Origin of the sequence: Stenotrophomonas sp. SBJS02, from assembly GCF_020428325.2 — a bacterium.
GTDB classification, from domain to species: Bacteria; Pseudomonadota; Gammaproteobacteria; order Xanthomonadales; family Xanthomonadaceae; genus Stenotrophomonas; species Stenotrophomonas africana.
Window position 1 is genome coordinate 1,203,075 of the sequence record NZ_CP109812.1, and the last position, 18,547, is coordinate 1,221,621.

At 67.0% G+C, this 18,547-nt stretch carries 19 protein-coding genes and 2 pseudogenes; 13 read left to right on the forward strand and 8 right to left on the reverse strand.

The window, feature by feature from the left end:
- Positions 1–190: 190 nt before the first annotated feature.
- The 6 genes and pseudogenes from FQS62_RS05650 (at position 191) to FQS62_RS22245 (ending at position 5,026) form a co-directional block, all read left to right on the forward strand.
- Positions 191–622: a pyridoxamine 5'-phosphate oxidase family protein gene (locus FQS62_RS05650; RefSeq protein WP_099589047.1), complete on the forward strand. Its 432-nt coding sequence runs from the start codon at positions 191–193 to the stop codon at positions 620–622.
- A 94-nt stretch (positions 623–716) separates the two neighbouring features.
- On the forward strand, positions 717–1,298 hold the full coding sequence (locus tag FQS62_RS05655; protein ID WP_208043316.1) for an NMCC_0638 family (lipo)protein: 582 nt from the start codon (positions 717–719) through the stop codon (positions 1,296–1,298).
- A 184-nt stretch (positions 1,299–1,482) separates the two neighbouring features.
- Positions 1,483–1,950 (forward strand): DUF2975 domain-containing protein, encoded by a 468-nt coding sequence (locus tag FQS62_RS05660; protein WP_099589066.1) that lies wholly within the window; start codon positions 1,483–1,485, stop codon positions 1,948–1,950.
- Positions 1,950–2,174: a helix-turn-helix domain-containing protein gene (locus tag FQS62_RS05665; RefSeq protein ID WP_057499736.1), complete on the forward strand. Its 225-nt coding sequence runs from the start codon at positions 1,950–1,952 to the stop codon at positions 2,172–2,174. The genes FQS62_RS05660 and FQS62_RS05665 overlap by 1 nt, the downstream gene beginning before the upstream one ends.
- 43 nt (positions 2,175–2,217) lie before the next feature.
- Positions 2,218–3,756, forward strand: a complete 1,539-nt coding sequence (locus tag FQS62_RS05670; protein WP_154348667.1) for a TerC family protein — start codon at positions 2,218–2,220, stop codon at positions 3,754–3,756.
- Between the two features lie 134 nt (positions 3,757–3,890).
- Positions 3,891–5,026 (forward strand): annotated as a pseudogene (locus tag FQS62_RS22245) (metallophosphoesterase).
- Between the two features lie 12 nt (positions 5,027–5,038).
- On the opposite strand, the gene FQS62_RS05685 reads toward FQS62_RS22245, so the two are convergent.
- From FQS62_RS05685 to FQS62_RS05705, 5 genes are all read right to left on the reverse strand, one after another.
- A complete protein-coding gene (locus FQS62_RS05685; protein ID WP_208043317.1) occupies positions 5,039–5,710 on the reverse strand; it encodes a ferric reductase-like transmembrane domain-containing protein in 672 nt (223 codons plus the stop codon).
- Positions 5,711–5,712: 2 nt separating this feature from the next.
- A complete protein-coding gene (locus tag FQS62_RS05690) occupies positions 5,713–6,498 on the reverse strand; it encodes an HvfC family RiPP maturation protein (RefSeq protein ID WP_208043318.1) in 786 nt (261 codons plus the stop codon).
- Positions 6,491–7,336: an HvfB family MNIO-type RiPP peptide maturase gene (locus FQS62_RS05695; RefSeq protein ID WP_099589052.1), complete on the reverse strand. Its 846-nt coding sequence runs from the start codon at positions 7,334–7,336 to the stop codon at positions 6,491–6,493. The genes FQS62_RS05690 and FQS62_RS05695 overlap by 8 nt, the downstream gene beginning before the upstream one ends.
- A 56-nt stretch (positions 7,337–7,392) precedes the next feature.
- Positions 7,393–7,869 (reverse strand): HvfA family oxazolone/thioamide-modified RiPP metallophore, encoded by a 477-nt coding sequence (locus FQS62_RS05700; RefSeq protein WP_099589053.1) that lies wholly within the window; start codon positions 7,867–7,869, stop codon positions 7,393–7,395.
- A gap of 95 nt (positions 7,870–7,964) precedes the next feature.
- On the reverse strand, positions 7,965–8,609 hold the full coding sequence (locus FQS62_RS05705) for an HvfX family Cu-binding RiPP maturation protein (protein ID WP_208043411.1): 645 nt from the start codon (positions 8,607–8,609) through the stop codon (positions 7,965–7,967).
- 340 nt (positions 8,610–8,949) lie between these two features.
- Between FQS62_RS05705 and FQS62_RS05710 the strand changes: the two are divergent.
- From FQS62_RS05710 to FQS62_RS05735, 6 genes and pseudogenes are all read left to right on the forward strand, one after another.
- Positions 8,950–9,767: pseudogene (locus FQS62_RS05710) on the forward strand (alpha/beta hydrolase).
- A gap of 3 nt (positions 9,768–9,770) precedes the next feature.
- Entirely contained in the window at positions 9,771–10,316 is a 546-nt protein-coding gene (locus FQS62_RS05715; protein ID WP_208043409.1) for a redoxin family protein, read from the forward strand.
- Between the two features lie 58 nt (positions 10,317–10,374).
- On the forward strand, positions 10,375–11,115 hold the full coding sequence (locus FQS62_RS05720) for a response regulator (RefSeq protein WP_208043408.1): 741 nt from the start codon (positions 10,375–10,377) through the stop codon (positions 11,113–11,115).
- The gene (locus FQS62_RS05725; protein WP_208043407.1) at positions 11,112–12,425 is read left to right on the forward strand and encodes an ATP-binding protein; all 1,314 of its coding nucleotides are present in this window, start codon (positions 11,112–11,114) and stop codon (positions 12,423–12,425) included. Before FQS62_RS05720 ends, FQS62_RS05725 begins: the two co-directional genes overlap by 4 nt.
- 103 nt (positions 12,426–12,528) lie before the next feature.
- Positions 12,529–13,539, forward strand: coding sequence for a hypothetical protein (locus tag FQS62_RS05730; RefSeq protein WP_208043412.1), 1,011 nt, complete (start codon positions 12,529–12,531; stop codon positions 13,537–13,539).
- Between the two features lie 81 nt (positions 13,540–13,620).
- On the forward strand, positions 13,621–14,880 hold the full coding sequence (locus FQS62_RS05735; RefSeq protein ID WP_208043406.1) for an MFS transporter: 1,260 nt from the start codon (positions 13,621–13,623) through the stop codon (positions 14,878–14,880).
- A gap of 4 nt (positions 14,881–14,884) precedes the next feature.
- On the opposite strand, the gene FQS62_RS05740 is transcribed toward FQS62_RS05735, so the two are convergent.
- Complete coding sequence (locus FQS62_RS05740; RefSeq protein WP_049445985.1) at positions 14,885–15,832, reverse strand: nucleoside hydrolase; 948 nt, start codon at positions 15,830–15,832, stop codon at positions 14,885–14,887.
- Between the two features lie 151 nt (positions 15,833–15,983).
- On the opposite strand from FQS62_RS05740, the gene FQS62_RS05745 reads away from it, so the two are divergent.
- Positions 15,984–16,316: a hypothetical protein gene (locus FQS62_RS05745; RefSeq protein ID WP_088480564.1), complete on the forward strand. Its 333-nt coding sequence runs from the start codon at positions 15,984–15,986 to the stop codon at positions 16,314–16,316.
- Positions 16,317–16,387: 71 nt separating this feature from the next.
- Here the strand turns inward: FQS62_RS05745 and FQS62_RS05750 are convergent, their stop codons facing one another.
- Complete coding sequence (locus FQS62_RS05750; protein ID WP_088480563.1) at positions 16,388–17,107, reverse strand: GntR family transcriptional regulator; 720 nt, start codon at positions 17,105–17,107, stop codon at positions 16,388–16,390.
- A gap of 56 nt (positions 17,108–17,163) precedes the next feature.
- Positions 17,164–18,531 carry an SLC13 family permease gene (locus FQS62_RS05755; RefSeq protein ID WP_208043405.1) on the reverse strand — a complete coding sequence of 456 codons (1,368 nt, stop codon included), beginning with the start codon at positions 18,529–18,531 and terminating at the stop codon, positions 17,164–17,166.
- Positions 18,532–18,547: the final 16 nt, after the last annotated feature.

Here is an 18,547-nt window from a genome sequence, read left to right on the forward strand (position 1 = left end):
TTAGAGGCGCGTCGCGGCGTGCAGGGCCATTCCTCCATCTGCTGTTAACGCCAGTGTGGTGGTGAGGAATGCGTCACACACGTGCCATGCGCCCTATCTCGTCTTCTGTGAAGAGGCCGCAACTGCTCATCCACGCTTCGGTCACTGCTCCGCGCAGACGCTGGGATTCCATCCGAAGAAGGACGACGCCATGACCCAGCTCACCCTGCCCGAACTGGCCAAGAAAATGGCTGGCATTGATTTCACCCTGCTGCAGACCCACGCGGATGGAGAGATCGCGGGTCGTCCAATGAGCAACAACGGTGACGTGGACTACGACGGTGACAGCTGGTTCTTCACCACGGAGGACACCGACATGGTGCGCGAGATTGAAGCTGACCCCGCCGTTGCGCTGGGTTTTTCCGGCAACAAATCGCTGCTGGGTAAGCCGCCGCTGTTCGTGCACGTGCAGGGCAGGGCTGTGCTGGTGCGCGACCGGGCCACGATGAGCCAGCACTGGGTAAAGGACCTGGAGCGCTGGTTCGAACAGGGAGTGGATACACCGGGACTGGTGCTCATTCACGTGCGTGCCAGCCGCATCCACTACTGGGATGGCGAGGACGAAGGCGAAATAGCCGTCTGACCTGGCAGAGGGAGGCCGGCGGCCGTCGCGGCCATTGCGCGGCGTACCTGGGCTTTGCCATCCTCCCCGCTGTTTTCCGTAGCGTGGAATCCCGATGCGTCCTGCGTTCTGGCTGGCTTTGACCCTCCTGCCCACCCTGGCGGTGGCGCAACCCGCGCGTACTCCCAAGGCCAAGGCTCCGGGGCAGGATCCCTTCAGCGAGCTGTTCGACACCGCCTGCATGCAGCACATCGGTGCCCCGGCGCGGTTGCAGTCGCTGATGGAATCCAATGGGCTGTCGCCGCTGCAGCCCGCCGAAGCCGCCACGCTGTTGCATGGGCAATCGGGCGTGGCCTGGATGGTGCCTCTGGCCAGTGGCCGCTATGCGGTGAGCTGGGCTGACGATGGCACGTGTACGGTCTACGCCGAAAAGGCCGACGCGGCGGTCGTGCAGAAGGGATTTGCGCGGTTGGTGCAGGCCGCACCGAAGCCGTTGCAGGTACGGTCGCTGCCAGGGCGTGGGCCACTGTCGGCCGATCAGGTGGCCATCCAGTACGGCTGGGCGACGCCGGGGCAGGGCAAGCTGCAGGTGCGCTTCCGCCTGGTCACGCGGCAGGCGGCTGAGGCCGGCGTGCAGGCGATGGCCTCGGCGGCCCCGGGCGAAGCGATGCTGGAACAGGGCGCGCCTGGGCCCTGACAGGGGCCACGTTCCAGATTCAGACTTTCACGCGGCGTGTGGTATATCGTTTATCGATAAATTCACCCCGGGGCGGCGATGCTGCCCCAACGCCGGAGGCCGCTTGACCGCTCGTCCCGCCCGCGCCAGACCCGCGCGAGGCTTGTTCACCCTGGCCCAGGCCGCCGTACAGGCCGTCCGGGCGATGTGCTGGCTGGGCATCCTGGCCGCACTGCTGGCCGTGCCACTGGTCGCCCACGACCGCCGCTGGCTGCTCGACAGCGTGCACGATACCGCTGCCGCCGCCGCGCATGGCAACGATCTGTTCCTGCATTTCTGCCTTGGACTGGGTGCGATCGTCGCGCTGCTGGTGCTGTGCCTGGTGTTCCTGGGCCATCTGCTGCGGCTGCTGACGTCGGCGGCGCGCGAGCGGCCGTTCACCCACGCCAATGCACAGCGCCTGCAACGCATGGCGTGGCTGATGCTGTCGATGGAGGTGCTGTCGATCCTGATCGGCGCTTATGCCGCCTGGATGGGGCCGGACTTCACCTGGATGGAGGTGGGCGGCGGCATGTCGATTACCGGCCTGGTCGCGGTGCTGATGCTGTTCGTGCTGGCACGCGTGTTCGCCGTGGGTGCGGCGATGCGCGATGACCTCGATGGTGTCATCTGATGGCGATCGTCATCACCCTGGACCGCATGCTGCAGGAACGGGGCATGACCCTGTCCGAGCTGGCCGGGCGCATCGACATCACTCTGGCCAACCTGTCGATCCTGAAAACCGGCAAGGCGCGCGCCATCCGCTTTTCCACACTCGATGCGATCTGCCGTGAGCTGCAGTGCACGCCCGGTGAGCTGCTCGGGCATGACCCGACCCAGGCGCAGGACGCTGACTGAGTGCTTTCCCTTTTCCCTTACCTACTGACGAAACGGACCTGAAATGGAATGGTTGGCTGACCCCTCGATATGGATGGGCCTTGCAACCCTGGTCGTGCTGGAGATCGTTCTCGGCATCGACAACCTTGTGTTCATCGCGATCCTTGCCGACAAACTGCCGCCGCACCAGCGTGACCGCGCGCGGGTGATCGGCCTGGCGCTGGCCCTGCTGATGCGGCTGGTGCTGCTGGCCGCGCTGGCCTGGATCATGAAACTGACCGAGCCACTGCTGACGCTGTTCGACCACAGCTTCTCCGGGCGTGACCTGATCCTGCTGGGCGGTGGCCTGTTCCTGCTGTTCAAGGGCACCATGGAGCTGCACGAACGGCTGGAAGGCCGCGAGCACCACGAGGATGGCAAGAAGGTCTATGCCAGCTTCGCGATGGTCGTGGTGCAGATCGTGGTGCTCGATGCGGTGTTCTCGCTGGACTCGGTGATCACCGCGGTGGGCATGGTCGACAACCTGGGCGTGATGTATGCCGCAGTGACCATTGCGATGGCGCTCATGCTGTTGGCCAGCAAGCCGCTGACCCGCTTCGTCAACAAGCATCCCACGGTGGTGGTGCTGTGCCTGGGCTTCCTGCTGATGATCGGTTTCAGCCTGGTGGCCGAAGGCCTGGGCTACAAGATTCCGAAGGGCTACCTGTACGCGGCGATCGCCTTCTCGATCCTGGTCGAAGCATTCAACCAGTGGGTGCGCTTCAACCGTGAGCGCAACGAGCGCCGCCAGCCGTTCCGGCAGCGCACGGCCGATGCTGTGCTGCGCATGCTGGGTGCGCGCCCGGCCAATGGCCACGACGACGAAGCCGCAGACGAACACGTCGATGCCGAAGAGCGCCTGCAGCCGGCGGAGCACGAGATGATCCGCAGCGTGCTGGGCCTGGCCGATCGCCCGGTGTCGAGCGTGATGACCGTGCGTGCCGACGTGCAGTGGATCGACCTGGCGCGTGGGCAGGAGGATGTGGTGGCCCGCCTGGTGGCGTCGCCGCATACCCGCCTGCTGGTGGGCGACGGTGATCTGGACAGCCTGCGTGGCGTGGTGCAGAGCCGCGACCTGCTGGCCGATCTGCTGCAGGGCAAGCCGCTGCAGCTGGAAGGCAACCTGCGCGAGCCGCAGTACGTGCTGTCCAGCGCCAGTGCGCTGCAGGCGCTGGAGCTGATCCGCCAGCATCCGGTGCCGTTGGCGGTGGCGGTGGACGAGTACGGCAGCGTGGAAGGCCTGGTGACCGCCAACGACCTGCTGGCGGCCATTGCCGGTGACCTGGTCGACACCCAGGACGAGCGCTATGGCGTGGTCGCCCAGGGTGAAGATTGCTGGGAGGCCGATGGCGCGCTGACCCTGGACGACCTGCAGCGCCTGGCAGGTATATCGCTGCCGCGCAGTGCCGACTACATGACCATCTCCGGTCTGGTGCTCGAGCGCCTGGGGCGCCTGCCGGACATTGGTGACGCGGTGGAGATTGCGGAAGTACGCATCACCGTACTGGCGATGGAGAAGCGGCGCATCGCCCGCCTGCGGGTTGAACGCCTGGGCCATCTGTAGCGTCGAGCCCTGCGCGACTGGGGTTCTGTAGCGTCGAGCCATGCTCGACTGCTTCCTGAGCAGCCGAGCACGGGCTCGGCTCTACACAACATCTTCCGCAACCGTCACCATGGCGGGCCCGCTTTCTTTCCCGGATGGTTGCAGTGCTGAGTACGATCGGTTTGTTGATGGGCCTCTATGTGGCCTGGCGCCTGTTCTGGCCACTGCGCATGCCCATCTGGATGAAGGTCGTGCTGTCGCTGCTGCTGGTGGGCGTTGCCGTGCAGTTGCGCATCGTCGCCACATTCTGGGGCACGATGGCCTCGCCGGAGATACCGAAGCTGGCCATCGCCACGCTGGCCGCCGGCTCCACGGCGGTGTTGTTGTTGGCGTTGCTGATGCTGGCGCTGGATGTGGGTCTGCTCGCCTCCCGCCTCCTGCGCTGGCCACGCGCGGTAGCCGCGTTGCGCACGCGGAGTCTGCGGCCGGCGGCCGCCCTGCTGGCCCTGTTGGTCAGTGGCTACGGCGTCAGCGAGGGAATGGTGGTACCCAAACCCCGGCAGATCGAGGTGAGCATTGCCGGCTTGCCTGCCGCGTTCGATGGCTATCGCGTCTGCAGTTGACCGACATCCACGCCAGCCGCCTGCTGACCGGCGACTGGGTGCGCAGGGTAGTGGATGAGAGCAACGCACTGACGCCGGACCTGATCGTGATCACCGGCGACCTGATCGACGGCAGTGTCGAGGCCCGCCGTGACGACGCGCGCCCACTCGCGGACCTGCGGGCGCCGGACGGTGTCGTCGCCATCACCGGCAACCACGAGTACTACGCGCAGTATCGGGCGTGGATGCAGGCGTTCCGCGCGCTGCACATGCAGGTGCTGGAGAACAGTCATCTGCAGGTGCGGCGCGGCGATGCGGCGCTGACCATCGCCGGTGTCACCGATCCGGTGGCCGCGCGCTACGGCCTGCCGCTGCCGGATCTGGAGGCCGCGTTGGCCGGTGCCGATCCGTCCGCGCCGGTGATCCTGCTTGATCATCGCCCGCGCAATGCGCGCGAGGCGGCGGCGCGTGGGGTGAAGCTGCAGCTGTCCGGGCATACCCACGGCGGGCAGATCATCGGCATGGACCAGTTGGTGAAGCGGGCCAACGGTGGCTATGTCTCCGGGCGTTATGAAGTGGACGGCATGACCCTGTACGTGAGCAACGGTGCAGGGCTGTGGGCCGGTTTCCCGGCGCGCATCGGCGTTCCATCGGAGATTACCCTGGTGACGTTGCGCGGCGCGCCGTGATCTCTACTGGGGTCAGATCCCTTTGCCACCGGCGAAGGGCTCTGACTCTGTGCCCAACTGCGCGGGGCGCGCATGCGCACTTCGGCGCAGCGCCTGCGCCCGCTTGGCGATCCAGCGCACCACGAAGGCGGTGAACAGCAGCGCCGACGGCACCGCATACCAGAAGTTGCCCGGCACGCGCTTGAAGTACGAGTAAGTAAACACCGCCGCGATGATCCACATGCCGATCACGTGCAGGCGACGCCACGCGGTGGGGCCCATGCGGCGGGCGATGCCACGGTGCGAAGTGATGGCCAAGGCGAGGATGGCGACGTAGCCCACTGTGCCCGGCAGGTTGGCCAGGACCGAGCGCGCTGGCCAGAACGCAGGGTTGAGGATGCCGAAGGTGGTGATCGCCACTGCATGCAGCAGGTGCGAGAACGCGAACGACAGCCCGACAATGCGACGCTCGCGCAACAGGAAACGGGTGAACGGGCCCGGCAGAAGGCTGGCGAACGACGATGCCGTGTATGCCGCCAGGAACAGTAGGAACGATGTGCGTGCAGTGACCCGGATCGCAGCTCGGCTGCCCTCGGCCACATCGGCATGCAGGGCGAACGCGCCCAGCGCGAAGGCGATCAGTACCGCCGCGATGGCCACGAACAGGCGCCAGCCGTGCAGGAAGTACGTGTTGGAAACAGTCATGGTCAGGCCTCGAAGAATGGAGAAGGGGTAGTGCCGGCCGCTGGCCGGCATTCCCGGAGATGAGTCGACGCAACCAGAACGCCGGCCGTGCAGAGTTCGCTCAGCACTGGAATGCAGGCCGCACGCAGCTCATCCGGCGCAACACCATGTGCTTCAGCCACGGTCTGCAATACGTCATCCACACGCGTGCCGTCATCGCTGAAGACCGACAGCAGCGCGTAGGCCAGCGGTGACAGTTCGTCGACCTGCAGGCTGAATTCAGGCATGCGGCGCATCATCAGCAGCACAGGAGCTGTATCCAGCACCGGCTCCAGCGCCCCGTCCTCATGTACCGGCCACTGGTAGCCCAGCACCCGCACCAACGGCGAAACCGCCAGCACATCACTGTCCACCGGAACGCGGTGTAGCGAACGCCCGGCGGCGCGCGCTTCAATGTGCAGCGACTGCTGCGTGCTCTCGTAGTGCGCAAGTTCCGCTGCCCAGGCCGGCAGCGCCAGCGTGTCCTGCACCGCCAGCCAGCCCGCGAACTCGCCGGCGATCCGTGGGAACAGCGGGGTGTGACAGGCGTGGCTGGCGTAGTAGTGCTCCACTGTGTCGCGCCAGCAGGCATCGCCCAGCTGCGACTTCAACCGCGGCAGGCTGCCCGCCAGCAGGCTGTCCAGACTGTCGATGCACAGGCGGCGGTAGACCGCCATCCGCCGTGCCTCGACGCCATCGGGCGCAGGCATCGACGGGTCCCGCACATGATCGGCCCAGCGCCGTTGCAGCGTAGCCAGCGACTCAGACATGGGCCACCTCGGGCAAACATGCCTCGGCCTGCGCTTGGCGGATCTGCGCAACCTCGCCCAGCAGTTCTGCAAGCGACGGGAAGTTGAAGTCGCGTTCGAGCAGCGTGGGGCGTACGCCCACCCGCGCATAGGCCTCGCGCAATAGCGCCCAGACCACACTTTTCACCGGCGCGCCGTGGGTGTCGATCTTGAAGCCATCGTCTTCATCGAAGTGGCCCGCCACGTGCAGCGAGGCGACACGGTGGGACGGCACGCGGGCCAGGAATTCGAAGGCGTCGTAACCGTTGTTGCAGGCGTTGACGAAGACGTTGTTGACGTCCAGCAGCAGGTCGCAGTCGGCTTCGGCGAGCACGGCGTTGATGAAGTCGATCTCGCTCAAGTCCGCGCCGGCAACGGCGTAGTAGGAGATGTTCTCCACCGCGATGCGCCGGCCCAGCACGTCCTGTACCTGGGCGATGCGGCCGGCCACATGGTGTACGGCCTCGGCGGTGAACGGCAGTGGCAGCAGATCGTAGAGATGGCCACCGGCGGCGCAGTAGCTCAGGTGTTCGCTGTACAGCTGCACCTGGTGCACGTCGAGGAAGGCACGGGTCTGTGCCAGCAGGGTGCGGTCCAGTGGATCAGGACCGCCCAGCGACAGTGACAGTCCGTGGCAGGTCAAGGGGTGGCGCTCGCTGAGTTGGCGCAGCGCGGCGCCGTGTGCACCGCCGACGCCGATCCAGTTGTCGGGGGAGACTTCGAGGAAGTCGATGGCACCGGCCGGCATTGCCAGCAGTTCGTCGATCAGGCCACGGCGCAGGCCAAGACCGGCGGCATTGAAAGGCAGGGGCAGGGACATGGCGGATGCTCCAGAGGGAGGGCGCCGCCTCGAAGGCGGCGCCGGGTGAACGTCGATCAATCGGCGACTCGGGAGAACAGGCCCTTTGGCATCGGCTTGCCGTTGGCGGTGTAAACGCTGCGCAGGTAGTCGTGCGCTTCCTGCTCGCTGATGTAGCCGTCGTGATCGGTGTCGATGCGGTCGAACTCGGCGGCACGCTTGGCGGCCACAGCGTTGAACTCGGCGCGCGAGACCTTGCCGTCGCGGTCACGGTCGGTGCGGGCAAACGAGGCGTCGCCGCACTTGCCTTCGCCACACTGGCCCTCGGCCACCTTGGCCTTGCCAGCGGGCTTGCCGGTGGTGGCCTTGTTGGCCCCGCACTTGCCTTCACCGCACTTGCCTTCGGCGGCGGCGCTCATGGCCACCGCGCTGATCGCCAGCGGTTGGATCGCGGCGGCCTGGCCGGCCAGCAGCAGGCCACCGGCCAGGGCGATGCCGATGGCACCGATGCGCGGCAGGCGGGAGGAGGGGGTGTTCTTGGTCGAGACGGACATGGTGGTGACTCCTTGGGAAAGCACGCGGGGCGTGCGGGATGGACGCCGCCGAAGAGGCGACGGAAAGCGAAACGCGCGGGTACAGGGGAATCAGCTCAGGCGGCGCGGCGGCGACGCAGCAGATGGCCCAGCAGCAGCACACCGCCGAGCAGGGCACCGCCGAAGCCGATGCCGGGCAGCAGCGCGGCAACCGGCAGCAGCAGGGCGATCAGGCTGACGCCCCAGCCCAGGCCGTCATTGCCGGCGGGGGCATGCGGCGTGCCGGCCAGCAGCCGGTCCACGCTGAGCGCGCCACCGCCGTTGAGGATCAATGGCAGCAGCATGGCCAGGAACAGCAGCGGCAGTTTGAAGTTGCCGTAGCCCTGGTCGGTGATCGCATAGCCCTGCCAGAGTTCACCCAGGCCGTTCCATTGGTCGGGCCAGTGCACGGCGGCGATGGCGACCACGGTCAACACCCAGAAGATGTAGGCCACCGAGCGCGTCGCCAGGCCAAGCAGCAGCATCACCGCGCCCACCAGTTCCAGCCAGGTGGCCAGCTGCCAGTTCAGCGACGCGGGCAGGGTGGAGAACGGGAACGGAAAGCGGCCTTCCAGATCGGCGAACCAGTTCTGACCGCCCAGCTTCTCGCGGCCGGATTCAAAGAACTCCCAGGCCAGCAGGGTGCGCAGCGCCAGGGGTGACAGCCAGCGGCCGACGGCATCCAGGCGGGGGGTATACACGGAAGAGGCGGTGCTGATCATGGTGGTGTCCTGCGGGCCAGTGGTCGATGAAGGCCATTCCAGGCGGCGCAGGTATCGGCAACGTGTGCCGTTGCCTGGGGTTTTGTCAGCGACTGTGGTCGCGGCCGGGGTTTCGTACAGTCAGATACAAAGACGATGCGTTGATGCACATCGGGCGTTGCGCGCCCGCATGCGGGGAGCGATATCCACCCGGCAGCGCCCAGCCAGGACCGGCGCCCGAATGTATCCCACTGTAGAAACCGCCCGCGCTCTACAGTCCGGTACAACTCCGCGCTACGGAGAAACAGCGGCGATACACCGGCAGGCGGAAATGGCTACTCCCAACACCGGAGTGTCACCCATGATCCGTACCTCGCTGCTTGCCGCCGCGCTCGCCGTTGCCGGCGCCGCCGCCGCCGCCGCCCCGCCCCCCCCCGCCCCGTCTTCGCTGCCCGGGCCGATACGGCTGCACCGCCCACCGTCATCCTGGTGCACGGCGCCTTCGCCGATGGCTCCAGCTGGAGCAAGGTCATCAGCACCCTGCATGACTGGAAGCTGCCGGCGGTGGCCGTACAGAATCCGCTCACCTCGTTGGCCGACGACGTCGCCGCCACCCGCCGCGCGATTGCCGCCGCGCCCGGCAAGGTGGTGCTGGTCGGCCATAGCTGGGGTGGCACGGTCATCACCGAAGCGGGCAATGACCCGAAAGTACAGGCGCTGGTGTACGTGGCCGCCTTCGCGCCGGATGCCGGGCAATCTTCGGCGCAACAGGGCGAAGGTTTCCCGGTTGGTCCGGGCCTGGCCCGACTGCAGGAAAGGGATGGCTACCTGACCTTGCCGGCGGATGCCATCGCCCAGGACTTCGCGCCGGACGTGATGAAAAAGTCGGCCGCACTGCTGTACAGCACGCAGGTCCCGTTGAAGGCCAGCGCGCTCGGCGAGGTGGTGAACGTTGCGGCGTGGCGCAGCAAGCCGAGCTGGTACGTACTCAGCCGCGATGACCGCATGCTGTCGCCGCAGCTGCAGGCCGCGACCGCACGTCGCATTGGTGCACAACTGCAATCGGTCGGCAGCAGCCATGTGTCGCTGCTTTCGCATCCAGCGCAGGTGGCCGACAGCATCCTGGAAGCAGCGGGGGTGAAGCCGGCGGAACTGCCGCTGGCCGAGCAGGGTGGCTGAGCGATGGCCGCACTGCGAGGGTACGCATTGCCGCTGTTGCTGGGCCTGCTGGGCGGAGCGGCGTTGTTACTGGCATGGCCCGGTGCGGATGCCGGCGCGCAGCCGCTCGATGCAGTACCGATGGCGGGGTTCAACGGTGGCGGGCCCTGGCACAACAGCCCACCGCTCACGCTGACGCAGTTGCGGGGGCAGGTGGTGCTGGTTGAGTTCTGGACCTACACCTGCAGCAACTGCCTCAACGTGGCGCCGTATGTCCACCAGTGGCATGCACGGTACGCGCCGCAGGGCCTGAGGGTGATCGGCGTGCATACGCCGGAGTTCGCCTATGAAGGGCTGCCTGGCAACGTGCGCAAGGCCATCGCACGGTTGGATATCACCTGGCCGGTGGTGCAGGACAACCAGTACCGGATCTGGAACGCCTGGGGCAACCGCTTCTGGCCCGCGCTGTACCTGCTCGACCGGCAGGGGCGTGTGGTCTACCGCCATTACGGCGAGGGCGACTACGCACGTACCGAAAGCGAGATCCAGCGCCTGCTGGCCAACCCCTGAGCCGCGCTACCATGGCCGCGCCGCGCGGCGCTGTCCCCCTGCCTTCATCGAGAACGCAATGAACCACGTACCGCATATCCTGGTCGTCGACGATGACAGCGAGATCCGCCAGATGCTGGCTGACTACCTGCAACGCAACGGCCTGCGCGTGAACCAGGCCGACGGTGGCCGGGCGATGCGCGCGCTGATGGATACCCATGCCGTGGATCTGGTGGTGCTGGACGTGATGATGCCGGGCGAGGATGGACTGAGCCTGTGCCGCAACCTGCGCGCCGGCAAGCATCGTGCGGTGCCGGTGGTGCTGCTGACTGCCCGCGACGACGAGACCGATCGCATCATCGGCCTGGAAATGGGTGCTGACGACTACGTGACCAAACCCTTCTCTTCGCGCGAACTGCTGGCACGCATCAATGCAGTGATCCGCCGCACCCGGATGCTGCCGCCGAACCTGCAGGTGAGCGAAGCAGGTCGCCAGCTGGCCTTCGGCGAGTGGCGCCTGGACACCACTGCACGCCATCTGCTGGATGCGCAGGACACCGCGTATCCGCTCAGTGGCGCCGAGTTCCGCCTGTTGCGCGTGTTCCTTGATCACGCCAATCGGGTGCTCAGCCGCGACCAGCTGCTCAGCCTCACCCAGGGCCGCGATGCCGAACTGTTCGATCGCTCGATCGACCTGCTGGTCAGCCGCGTGCGGCAGCGCCTGGGTGACGACGCACGCGAGCCGACCTACATCAAGACCGTGCGCAGCGAAGGCTATGTGTTCAGCGTGCCGGTGCAGTTGCTGGGGCCGGACGAATGAACATCGGCGCACGCCGTCCACGCTGGCCGCGCACGCTGTCGGCGCGGCTGCTGCTGGTGCTGCTGGGCGGACTGGCCCTGGCCCACGCACTGTCCTTCGGCCTGCTGTTCTTCGAACGTTACCAGTCCACCCGCAGCATGATGCTGCGCAACCTCGATGAGGATGTGGCGGTCAGTGTCGCGCTGCTGGAGCACCTGCCTGCGGCGCAACGCGATGCCTGGGTGCCTCGGCTGGAGCGGCGCACCTACCGTTACCTGCTGCGCCCGGCCGCGGCCGGACCAGGGCTGCAGACCGATCGTGCACGCCAGGTCACGGCGATCATCGACGACAGCCTGCAGCACCGCTATCCGTTGCAGGCGCGTCAGGTGGCTCGCCTGCCGGAGCGGTTCGAGGTGGAACTGCGCCTGCACGACGGTACCCCCGTGACCATTGAAGTCACCTCGTCGGGCCTGCCGCTGGCGCGTTGGCTGCCCGCCGTGCTGCTGCTGCAGCTGGCGCTGCTGCTGGTCTGCGCGTGGCTGGCGGTGCGCCTGGCCATGCGCCCGCTGCAGCAGCTGTCGCATGCGGTGGAGCATCTGCAGCCGGGCAAGGACGGGCCCGCACTGCCTGAAGATGGTCCTGCGGAAGTAGGCGGTGCGGCGGCCGCACTCAATGCACTGCAGGCACGCATTCGTGGCCATGTCAGTGAGCGCCTGCAGATCCTGGCCGCGATCTCGCATGACCTGCAGACTCCCATCACGCGCATGAAGCTTCGGGTGGAGACCCTGCCTGAAGACAGCACCCAGCAGCGGCTGCTGGCCGACCTCGATCACCTGGGTCAACTGGTGCGTGAGGGCGTGTCCTATGCGCGCAGCAGCCACGTCGCCAGTGGCGCGCCGGTGGCGATGGACCTGGGCGCATTCCTGGCCAGTGTGGTCGGCGATTACGAGGATATGGGCAAGCCGGTCAGTGGTGGTGCGCCGGCTGGACTGGTCGTGCAGACCTGGCCGCAGCCGCTGCGCCGGGTGGTCGGCAATCTGGTCGACAACGCGTTGCGTTACGCCGGTGCCGCCGAGATCGAGGCGGGTCGCGATGGGGCCGGAAGGGTGTGGATCAGCATTTCCGACCGTGGCCCGGGCATTCCCGAGGACCAGCTGCAGGCAGTGCTGGCGCCGTTCCACCGACTGGAAAGCTCGCGCAATCGCGGTACCGGCGGGACTGGCCTGGGCCTGGCCATCGCGGTGCAGCTGGCGCAGTCGCTGGGCGGCTCGCTGCGGCTGCTCAACCGCGAGGGTGGCGGCCTGCGGGCGGAGCTGCAGCTGCCGGGGTAACGGACGGGGCCAGAGCGCCCACGCATGGCGTGGATCTACGGCATTCCTGCACGGCCTCGGGATCGGCGATCATCCAGCGGGTGTCGAAACCAGGAAACACGCAATGCAGGGAACGCATCATTCAATCCGGCGTGCGCGCCACGCCGCGATGCTGGTCGGTCTACTCGCGCTGGCGGCATGCCAGCGCACATCGGATGCGCCGACCAGGGCGCCCGTAGCGGGCACACCGCTTGCCGCCCCGGCCACCGCAACAGACCTCTCTCCGCTGCTCGATGCCCTGCCGACCTGCGCGCTGGACGGCTGGTACATCGATCAGCAGACCGGGCATCCGGCCCATCCCTGGTTGGCCGCGAACGCGTCGAAGCCCTGCAAGGAGGATGAGGAGAATGAGATCGCCACCTTCTGCGTGCAGGGGCAATGGAAGGGGCTGCCGGTGGAGGAAGTGATCCTGCCGACGATGACCTTTGTCTCGTTCCGTGGCGCGAAGATCGGCCTGCCGCTGGAGAAGGCACGTCCCATCGTCCGCCAGCGCTTCGGGCAGGAATTCCCGGGTGGCGCGGCGTACGAGGCGGGCCGCGAGCCGAAGTTGATGGCCGATCCCGAGGATGCGCAGCGCTCGTGGCTGCTGTGCAGCACGCCGGAACCGGGAGACGATCTGGGCAGCCAGGCAGGCGTGAGCTATTCCGGCATGAACCTGCCCTACGACCACGACGGTTGCAGCTACCGCTACAGCCCGGTCGACTTCTGCGATGCGCCGCACCGGGCTGCCATCGAAGATGCGCTCCAGCACCAGGCGCCCAATTTCAACCAGCACTATCTGCTGGTGCAGGTCGATGATCGTCCCGAATACTTCCAGCGCACGCTGGTGCTGGTCGACACCCGCACCGGACGCGCCACGCCATTGCCGATCGATGCCTTCACCGGGCCGGCGGGGAAGGGAGGAGAGGCTAACGGCTACGGGACACTGGAAACGGGCGTGGACCAGCCGCAGTTCTGCCTTGATGGCGCCTTGCTGGTCTACCGCGTATTCGAGGAAGGGCGGTTCTGCTTTGGCTTTGACGGTGAGCGCTTCACCGGCCATGAAACCCAGTACATGCAGGCGACGGATAGCTGATGACCCGTATTTCACCCCGGCCATGCCACCCTGCTTCGAACCTGCACATCCGGGATCGAGGCTGTTGAAGGCGAACATGCAATGAACGCGGCGCGGCAGCGCTCGATGTGGGTGGCTGGCCTTTCCACTGTAGTGGAGTGGTACGACTTCACTCTCTACCTGTACTTCGCCACGGTGCTGTCGCGGGTGTTCTTCGGCGGCGGTAAAGAGGCGATGCTGGTCACCCTGGCCGGCTTCGCGGTGTCCTACCTGATGCGCCCGCTGGGCGCGCTGTGCTTCGGCCACCTGGGCGACCGCCTGGGCCGGCGCTGGATGCTGCTGGCTTCGATGGCGTTGATGGCAGCAGCAATGCTGGCCACTGCCCTGCTGCCGACAGCGGCCACGGCAGGTACGACGGCGGGCGTGCTGCTTCTGGTACTGCGCTGCGTGATGGCGTTTTCGGTGGGCGGTGAGTACACCGGGGTGGTGGCGTACCTGCTGGAAAGCGCGCCGGCGCGGCGGCGTGGCCTGGTGACCTCGCTGGCGTCGGCGGCAAGTGAAGTAGGCGCACTGCTGGCAGTGGCGATCTCCGCAGTGACGGTGGCGATGGTCACACCCGCGCAGCTCGATGGCTGGGGCTGGCGCATTCCGTTCTTCGTCGGTGCGGCGCTGGCGCTGGTGATCCTCATCGCACGCTCTGGCATGCACGAATCGCCTGAATTCGAGCGCCAGCGCCGCGAGGGCAGCATTCCCGCGACGCCGCTGCGCCACGTGCTGCGCAACCATCCCGGCGCAGTAGCGCGCACGTTCGCAATCTCGGCACTCGGTTCGATCACCTACTACGTTGGCATCACCTACGTGCCGGCCTTCCTGCATGCGCAGGGTCATGACGAGGGTGACGCACTGTGGCTGTCGACGATTGCGGCGGTGGCGGTCATCGCGATCACGCCGCTGTGTGGTGCCTTGTCCGACCGCGTCGGGCGGCGGCCGATGCTGCTGGGCCTGACGGTGCTGGCAGCGCTGTTGCCGTTGTCGCTGTTCGCGTGGATGGCGCAGGCAACGGCATGGGGCATCGCGCTGGCCGCGGTACTGCTGGCCTGCGTGGCAGGCGGTGTGAGCGCGGTAGCGGCGCCGGCCACCGCCGAGCAGTTTCCTGGCGAAGGCCGCGTAAGCGGGTTGGCACTGGGTGTGACCATGGCCACTGCATTCTTTGGCGGTGCAACACCCTGGCTGGCGCAATGGTGGGTGGAACGCAGCGGCTGGGCGGCGGCGCCGGGCGCGATGATCGCGTTGGTGGCGGTGCTGGTGCTGCCGGTGCTGTGGACCCTGCCCGAGACGACCCCGGGCAGGGGCAAGCGCTAGGCGATCAGACCGCCAGGGTCTGCTCGATGTCGGCCAGCACGGCCGGTGCATCCACGCCGATGGCGATCGACTGCAGTACGTGGCCATCCCAAACGCTGGGGCCGAAGCCCATGCCTTCCGGCTTCGGAATGGTCATGCCGCGGGCGACGCCGTCGGTGGCCACGCGCACGCTGGCGCGCTCGAACTGGAACAGTTCGGGACGGGTCAGTGCGATGCAGGCGCAGCAGTCATGCACGACCATGCCCTTGTGGCCGGCCTGCAGGTAGAAGTCCACGTAGTCCTGCGACAAGGCGCGGACCAGTTCGGCATCGGCGCCACCGATGGCGGCCAGTTTGTCCAGGCCGTCACGGTCCATTTCCACGCGGGTGGTGACGTCCAGACCGATGGCGGTGACCGGCCAGCTGGCGGTGAACACCACGTCGGCCGCTTCGGCATCGCCCCAGATGTTGGCCTCGGCGGCCGGGGTGATGTTGCCGTTGACGTGGAAGGCGCCGCCCATGATCACCACGCCGCGCACCAGGCCGGCAATGTCCGGGGCCTGCTGCAGGGCAAGGGCCAGGTTGGTCATGCGACCGACCGCGACCAGGGTCACTTCGCCCGGGTGAGCGCGGACCAGGTCGATGATCAGCTGGTGGGCCGGGCGCGCATCGGCGGCCACGTCCAGCGCAACCGGCACCGCGTGGTTGCCCAGGCCGTTGTGGCCATGGATGTGCACCGGCCAGGCTTCCGGGGTGGCTTCCGGCTGCAGCGGGCCCGCGGCGCCGCGCGCGACCGGGGCGGCAAAGCCCCAGGCCTGTTTCAGGTACAGCGCATTGTGCGTGGTCGACTCCACCGAGGCGTTGCCGAAGGTGGTGGTGACGCCGATCAGGTCGATCTGGGCGTGCTTGTGCAGGTACAGCAGGGCCAGGGCGTCGTCGACGCCCGGGTCGGTATCGAAAATGACTTTCAGCATGTTGTTGTTCTTCTTCTTCCGTGTGGTGCGGGGGGCGCCGGCGGCCCGGAGGCAGGCCGGCGCGCCCTACATTGTCCCATCTTCATGACAGGCAGGGCCATTGCCGGGGTGGCAGGCCATAATGCCCCCAGTCCAGGCACGGAGTCGCCGAATGCTGATCGTTGCCCTTCTGTTGGTCCTGCTGGTGCTGGGCCTGAACGTGGTGGCTACCGTGGTGATCGTCAGGCGGGATGGCCTGTCGGCGGGCGGCCGGGCGGTGCAGTTGCTGCTGATCTGGCTGCTGCCGCTGGTCGGCGCCATCCTGTGCCTGGCGGTGGCCACGGCCGATGGCTCGGGCAGCCGGGAGGACAACGGTCTCGGCGGCGCCTACGATTACTCGGGCGGGTATTCCGGCGACAACTACAGCCAGCACAACCACAGCAGCTCCGACTGCAGCAGTGATGGTGGTGGGGGTGACGGCGGCAGCTGCGGCGGTGGCGATTGACGAGATGTTCCGGGATGCCGGCCAAGGTCATGTCCTGGTAGTGCCGGCCGCTGGCCGGCAACCTCATCCGCTCAACCGCCGCCTTCGGTCGGCAAGGGCGCCGGCACGTTCAACAGCCCGCCTGCTGCCACATAGGCGGCCAGAGCCTGGCCCTGGCTCAGCAGGTGGCGTTCCATGGTGCGTTCGGCAGCCTGCGCGTCGCGGCGTCGGAAGCACTCCATCAACTCGCGGTGTTCGGCCAGCGACTGCGCGGTGCGGCCCGGTGTCAGCAGCTGGCGGCCACGGTGCATCTTCAGGATGCGATGCAGATCGTGGGTGATGCGGATCAGCCACGGGTTGCCGGCGTAATGCTGCACGGTTTCGTGAATGAGGTAGTTGTTGCGGTAGTACTCGGCGATGTTGCCTTCGGCCGCTGCCGTCTCCATTGCTGCATGCAGGTCTTCCAGCTGCTGCACACCGGCATCGTCGATGTGCTTCACCGCCTCGTGCGCGCAGCGGCCTTCCAGCATCGCCATCACCGGAAACAGCTGGTTGAGGTCTTCCAGCGTCAACCGGGTGACCCGGCAGCCACGGCCGGCATCGATCTGCACCAGGCCTTCGGCGGCCAGCAGCTTCAGCGCTTCGCGTAGCGGTGTGCGGCTGATGCCCAGTTCTTCGCACAGCGCGGGCTCGTCGATCCACTCACCCGGCGGCAGGCGGTAATCGTAGATGCGTTCGCGCACGTGTTCGGCAACCTCTTCATACAGAGGCGCGCGCTTCTTCGGTGACCGCGGGGCAGGGGCAATAGCCATGCGCAGAGTGTAACGCCAGGTCGTGCCGACCAGTGGCCGGCACGACCGTTCGGCGGTTACATCCAGCCCGGCACCACGAACACCAGCCAGGCCAACAACGGCCCCAGGGCCACCACCAGGCCGCTGTAGACCAGGAAGCGGCGGAACAGGGTTTCGCGCTCTTCCTTCGCGGCCGAAGCCACCACCAGCGCGCCATTGGTTGAGAACGGGCTGACATCGACGATGGTGGATGACACCGCCAGCGCACAGATCACGCCGGCCGCACTGAGGTGCCCCTGCATCAGGAACGGCACGGCCAGTGGAATCGTGGCGCCCAGCACTGCGGCCGACGAGGCGAATGCAGAGACGATGCCACCCACGTAGCAGACCAGCAGTGCACCCAGCAGCGGGATGCCGATGTCGGACACACCATTGCCGATGAAGTCCACCGCGCCGGCATGTTCCAGCACGCCGATGTAGGTCACCACACCGCAGATCAGCAGCACGGTGGACCAGCTGATGCCATCGACCGCACCCTTCTGGCTTTGTGGCGACAGCAGCGCCAGCGCCACCGCCACGGTGATCGAGACCAGACCGACATTGAGGTTGTAGATCAGCGCGGCCACGCCCAGGCCGAGCAGGCCGATCAGGGTGAACAGGCGCTCGCGGGTCAGGCCCACCGCATCCAGTGCCGCCGGATCATTGCTGAGCGTGCCGCCGCCTGCTGCGACCAGCGCGCCATGGCCTTCGATCGCGAACTGGCGTGACGACGCCTGCGGGCCACCGGCCATTGCCAGTTCGGCATTGCCGATCGTTCCTGCTGCGTTGATCGAGCCGCGACGCAGCAGGGCGATGCCACCGAAGGCGAAGAAGCAGATCGTCGCCATCATGAAGTTGAAGCCCAGGCTGGTCAGGAACACTGCCATCTCGGTCACTTCCAGCCCGGCCTTCTGCACCACGCCGTTGGTGATGCTGCCGTACACGCTGATGGGCGAGAAGCCGCCGGCCTGCGCACCATGGATGACCAGCAGGCCCATCATCAGCGGGTTGATGCTGTACTGCTTGGCAAAGCGCAGCGCGACCGGGCCGATGATGGCCACCGCTGCCGGGCCGAGCGCGCCGAAGGCGGTCAGCACCGCGGTGATCACGAACATTACCCACGGGATGGCCACGATATGGCCGCGCACGGCTTTTACTGCCCAGTGCACCAGCAGGTCGATGGTGCCGTTCTTCTGCGCGATGGCGAACAGGTAGGTGATGCCGACCAGGGTCAGGAACAGATCGCCGGGGAACCCGGCCAGGACCTCCTTGCCGCCCATGTCGACCCACAGCCCGCCGATGATGAAGGCCAGCGCGAAGGCGACCGCGCCCATGTTGATCGGCATCGCCGTGGCGACGATGAACATGATCACCAGACCGATGATCGTTGCGATTTGTGGACTCATGCGCCCTCCCAGACAC

Bases quoted from the DNA above. Each gene is read 5' to 3' on its own strand.
- FQS62_RS05650 (WP_099589047.1), top strand. From the start codon at position 191: ATGACCCAGCTCACCCTGCCCGAACTGGCCAAGAAAATGGCTGGCATT.
- FQS62_RS05655 (WP_208043316.1), top strand. From the start codon at position 717: ATGCGTCCTGCGTTCTGGCTGGCTTTGACCCTCCTGCCCACCCTGGCG.
- FQS62_RS05660 (WP_099589066.1), top strand. From the start codon at position 1,483: ATGTGCTGGCTGGGCATCCTGGCCGCACTGCTGGCCGTGCCACTGGTC.
- FQS62_RS05665 (WP_057499736.1), top strand. From the start codon at position 1,950: ATGGCGATCGTCATCACCCTGGACCGCATGCTGCAGGAACGGGGCATG.
- FQS62_RS05670 (WP_154348667.1), top strand. From the start codon at position 2,218: ATGGAATGGTTGGCTGACCCCTCGATATGGATGGGCCTTGCAACCCTG.
- FQS62_RS05685 (WP_208043317.1), bottom strand. From the start codon at position 5,710: ATGACTGTTTCCAACACGTACTTCCTGCACGGCTGGCGCCTGTTCGTG.
- FQS62_RS05690 (WP_208043318.1), bottom strand. From the start codon at position 6,498: ATGTCTGAGTCGCTGGCTACGCTGCAACGGCGCTGGGCCGATCATGTG.
- FQS62_RS05695 (WP_099589052.1), bottom strand. From the start codon at position 7,336: ATGTCCCTGCCCCTGCCTTTCAATGCCGCCGGTCTTGGCCTGCGCCGT.
- FQS62_RS05700 (WP_099589053.1), bottom strand. From the start codon at position 7,869: ATGTCCGTCTCGACCAAGAACACCCCCTCCTCCCGCCTGCCGCGCATC.
- FQS62_RS05705 (WP_208043411.1), bottom strand. From the start codon at position 8,609: ATGATCAGCACCGCCTCTTCCGTGTATACCCCCCGCCTGGATGCCGTC.
- FQS62_RS05715 (WP_208043409.1), top strand. From the start codon at position 9,771: ATGGCCGCACTGCGAGGGTACGCATTGCCGCTGTTGCTGGGCCTGCTG.
- FQS62_RS05720 (WP_208043408.1), top strand. From the start codon at position 10,375: ATGAACCACGTACCGCATATCCTGGTCGTCGACGATGACAGCGAGATC.
- FQS62_RS05725 (WP_208043407.1), top strand. From the start codon at position 11,112: ATGAACATCGGCGCACGCCGTCCACGCTGGCCGCGCACGCTGTCGGCG.
- FQS62_RS05730 (WP_208043412.1), top strand. From the start codon at position 12,529: ATGCAGGGAACGCATCATTCAATCCGGCGTGCGCGCCACGCCGCGATG.
- FQS62_RS05735 (WP_208043406.1), top strand. From the start codon at position 13,621: ATGAACGCGGCGCGGCAGCGCTCGATGTGGGTGGCTGGCCTTTCCACT.
- FQS62_RS05740 (WP_049445985.1), bottom strand. From the start codon at position 15,832: ATGCTGAAAGTCATTTTCGATACCGACCCGGGCGTCGACGACGCCCTG.
- FQS62_RS05745 (WP_088480564.1), top strand. From the start codon at position 15,984: ATGCTGATCGTTGCCCTTCTGTTGGTCCTGCTGGTGCTGGGCCTGAAC.
- FQS62_RS05750 (WP_088480563.1), bottom strand. From the start codon at position 17,107: ATGGCTATTGCCCCTGCCCCGCGGTCACCGAAGAAGCGCGCGCCTCTG.
- FQS62_RS05755 (WP_208043405.1), bottom strand. From the start codon at position 18,531: ATGAGTCCACAAATCGCAACGATCATCGGTCTGGTGATCATGTTCATC.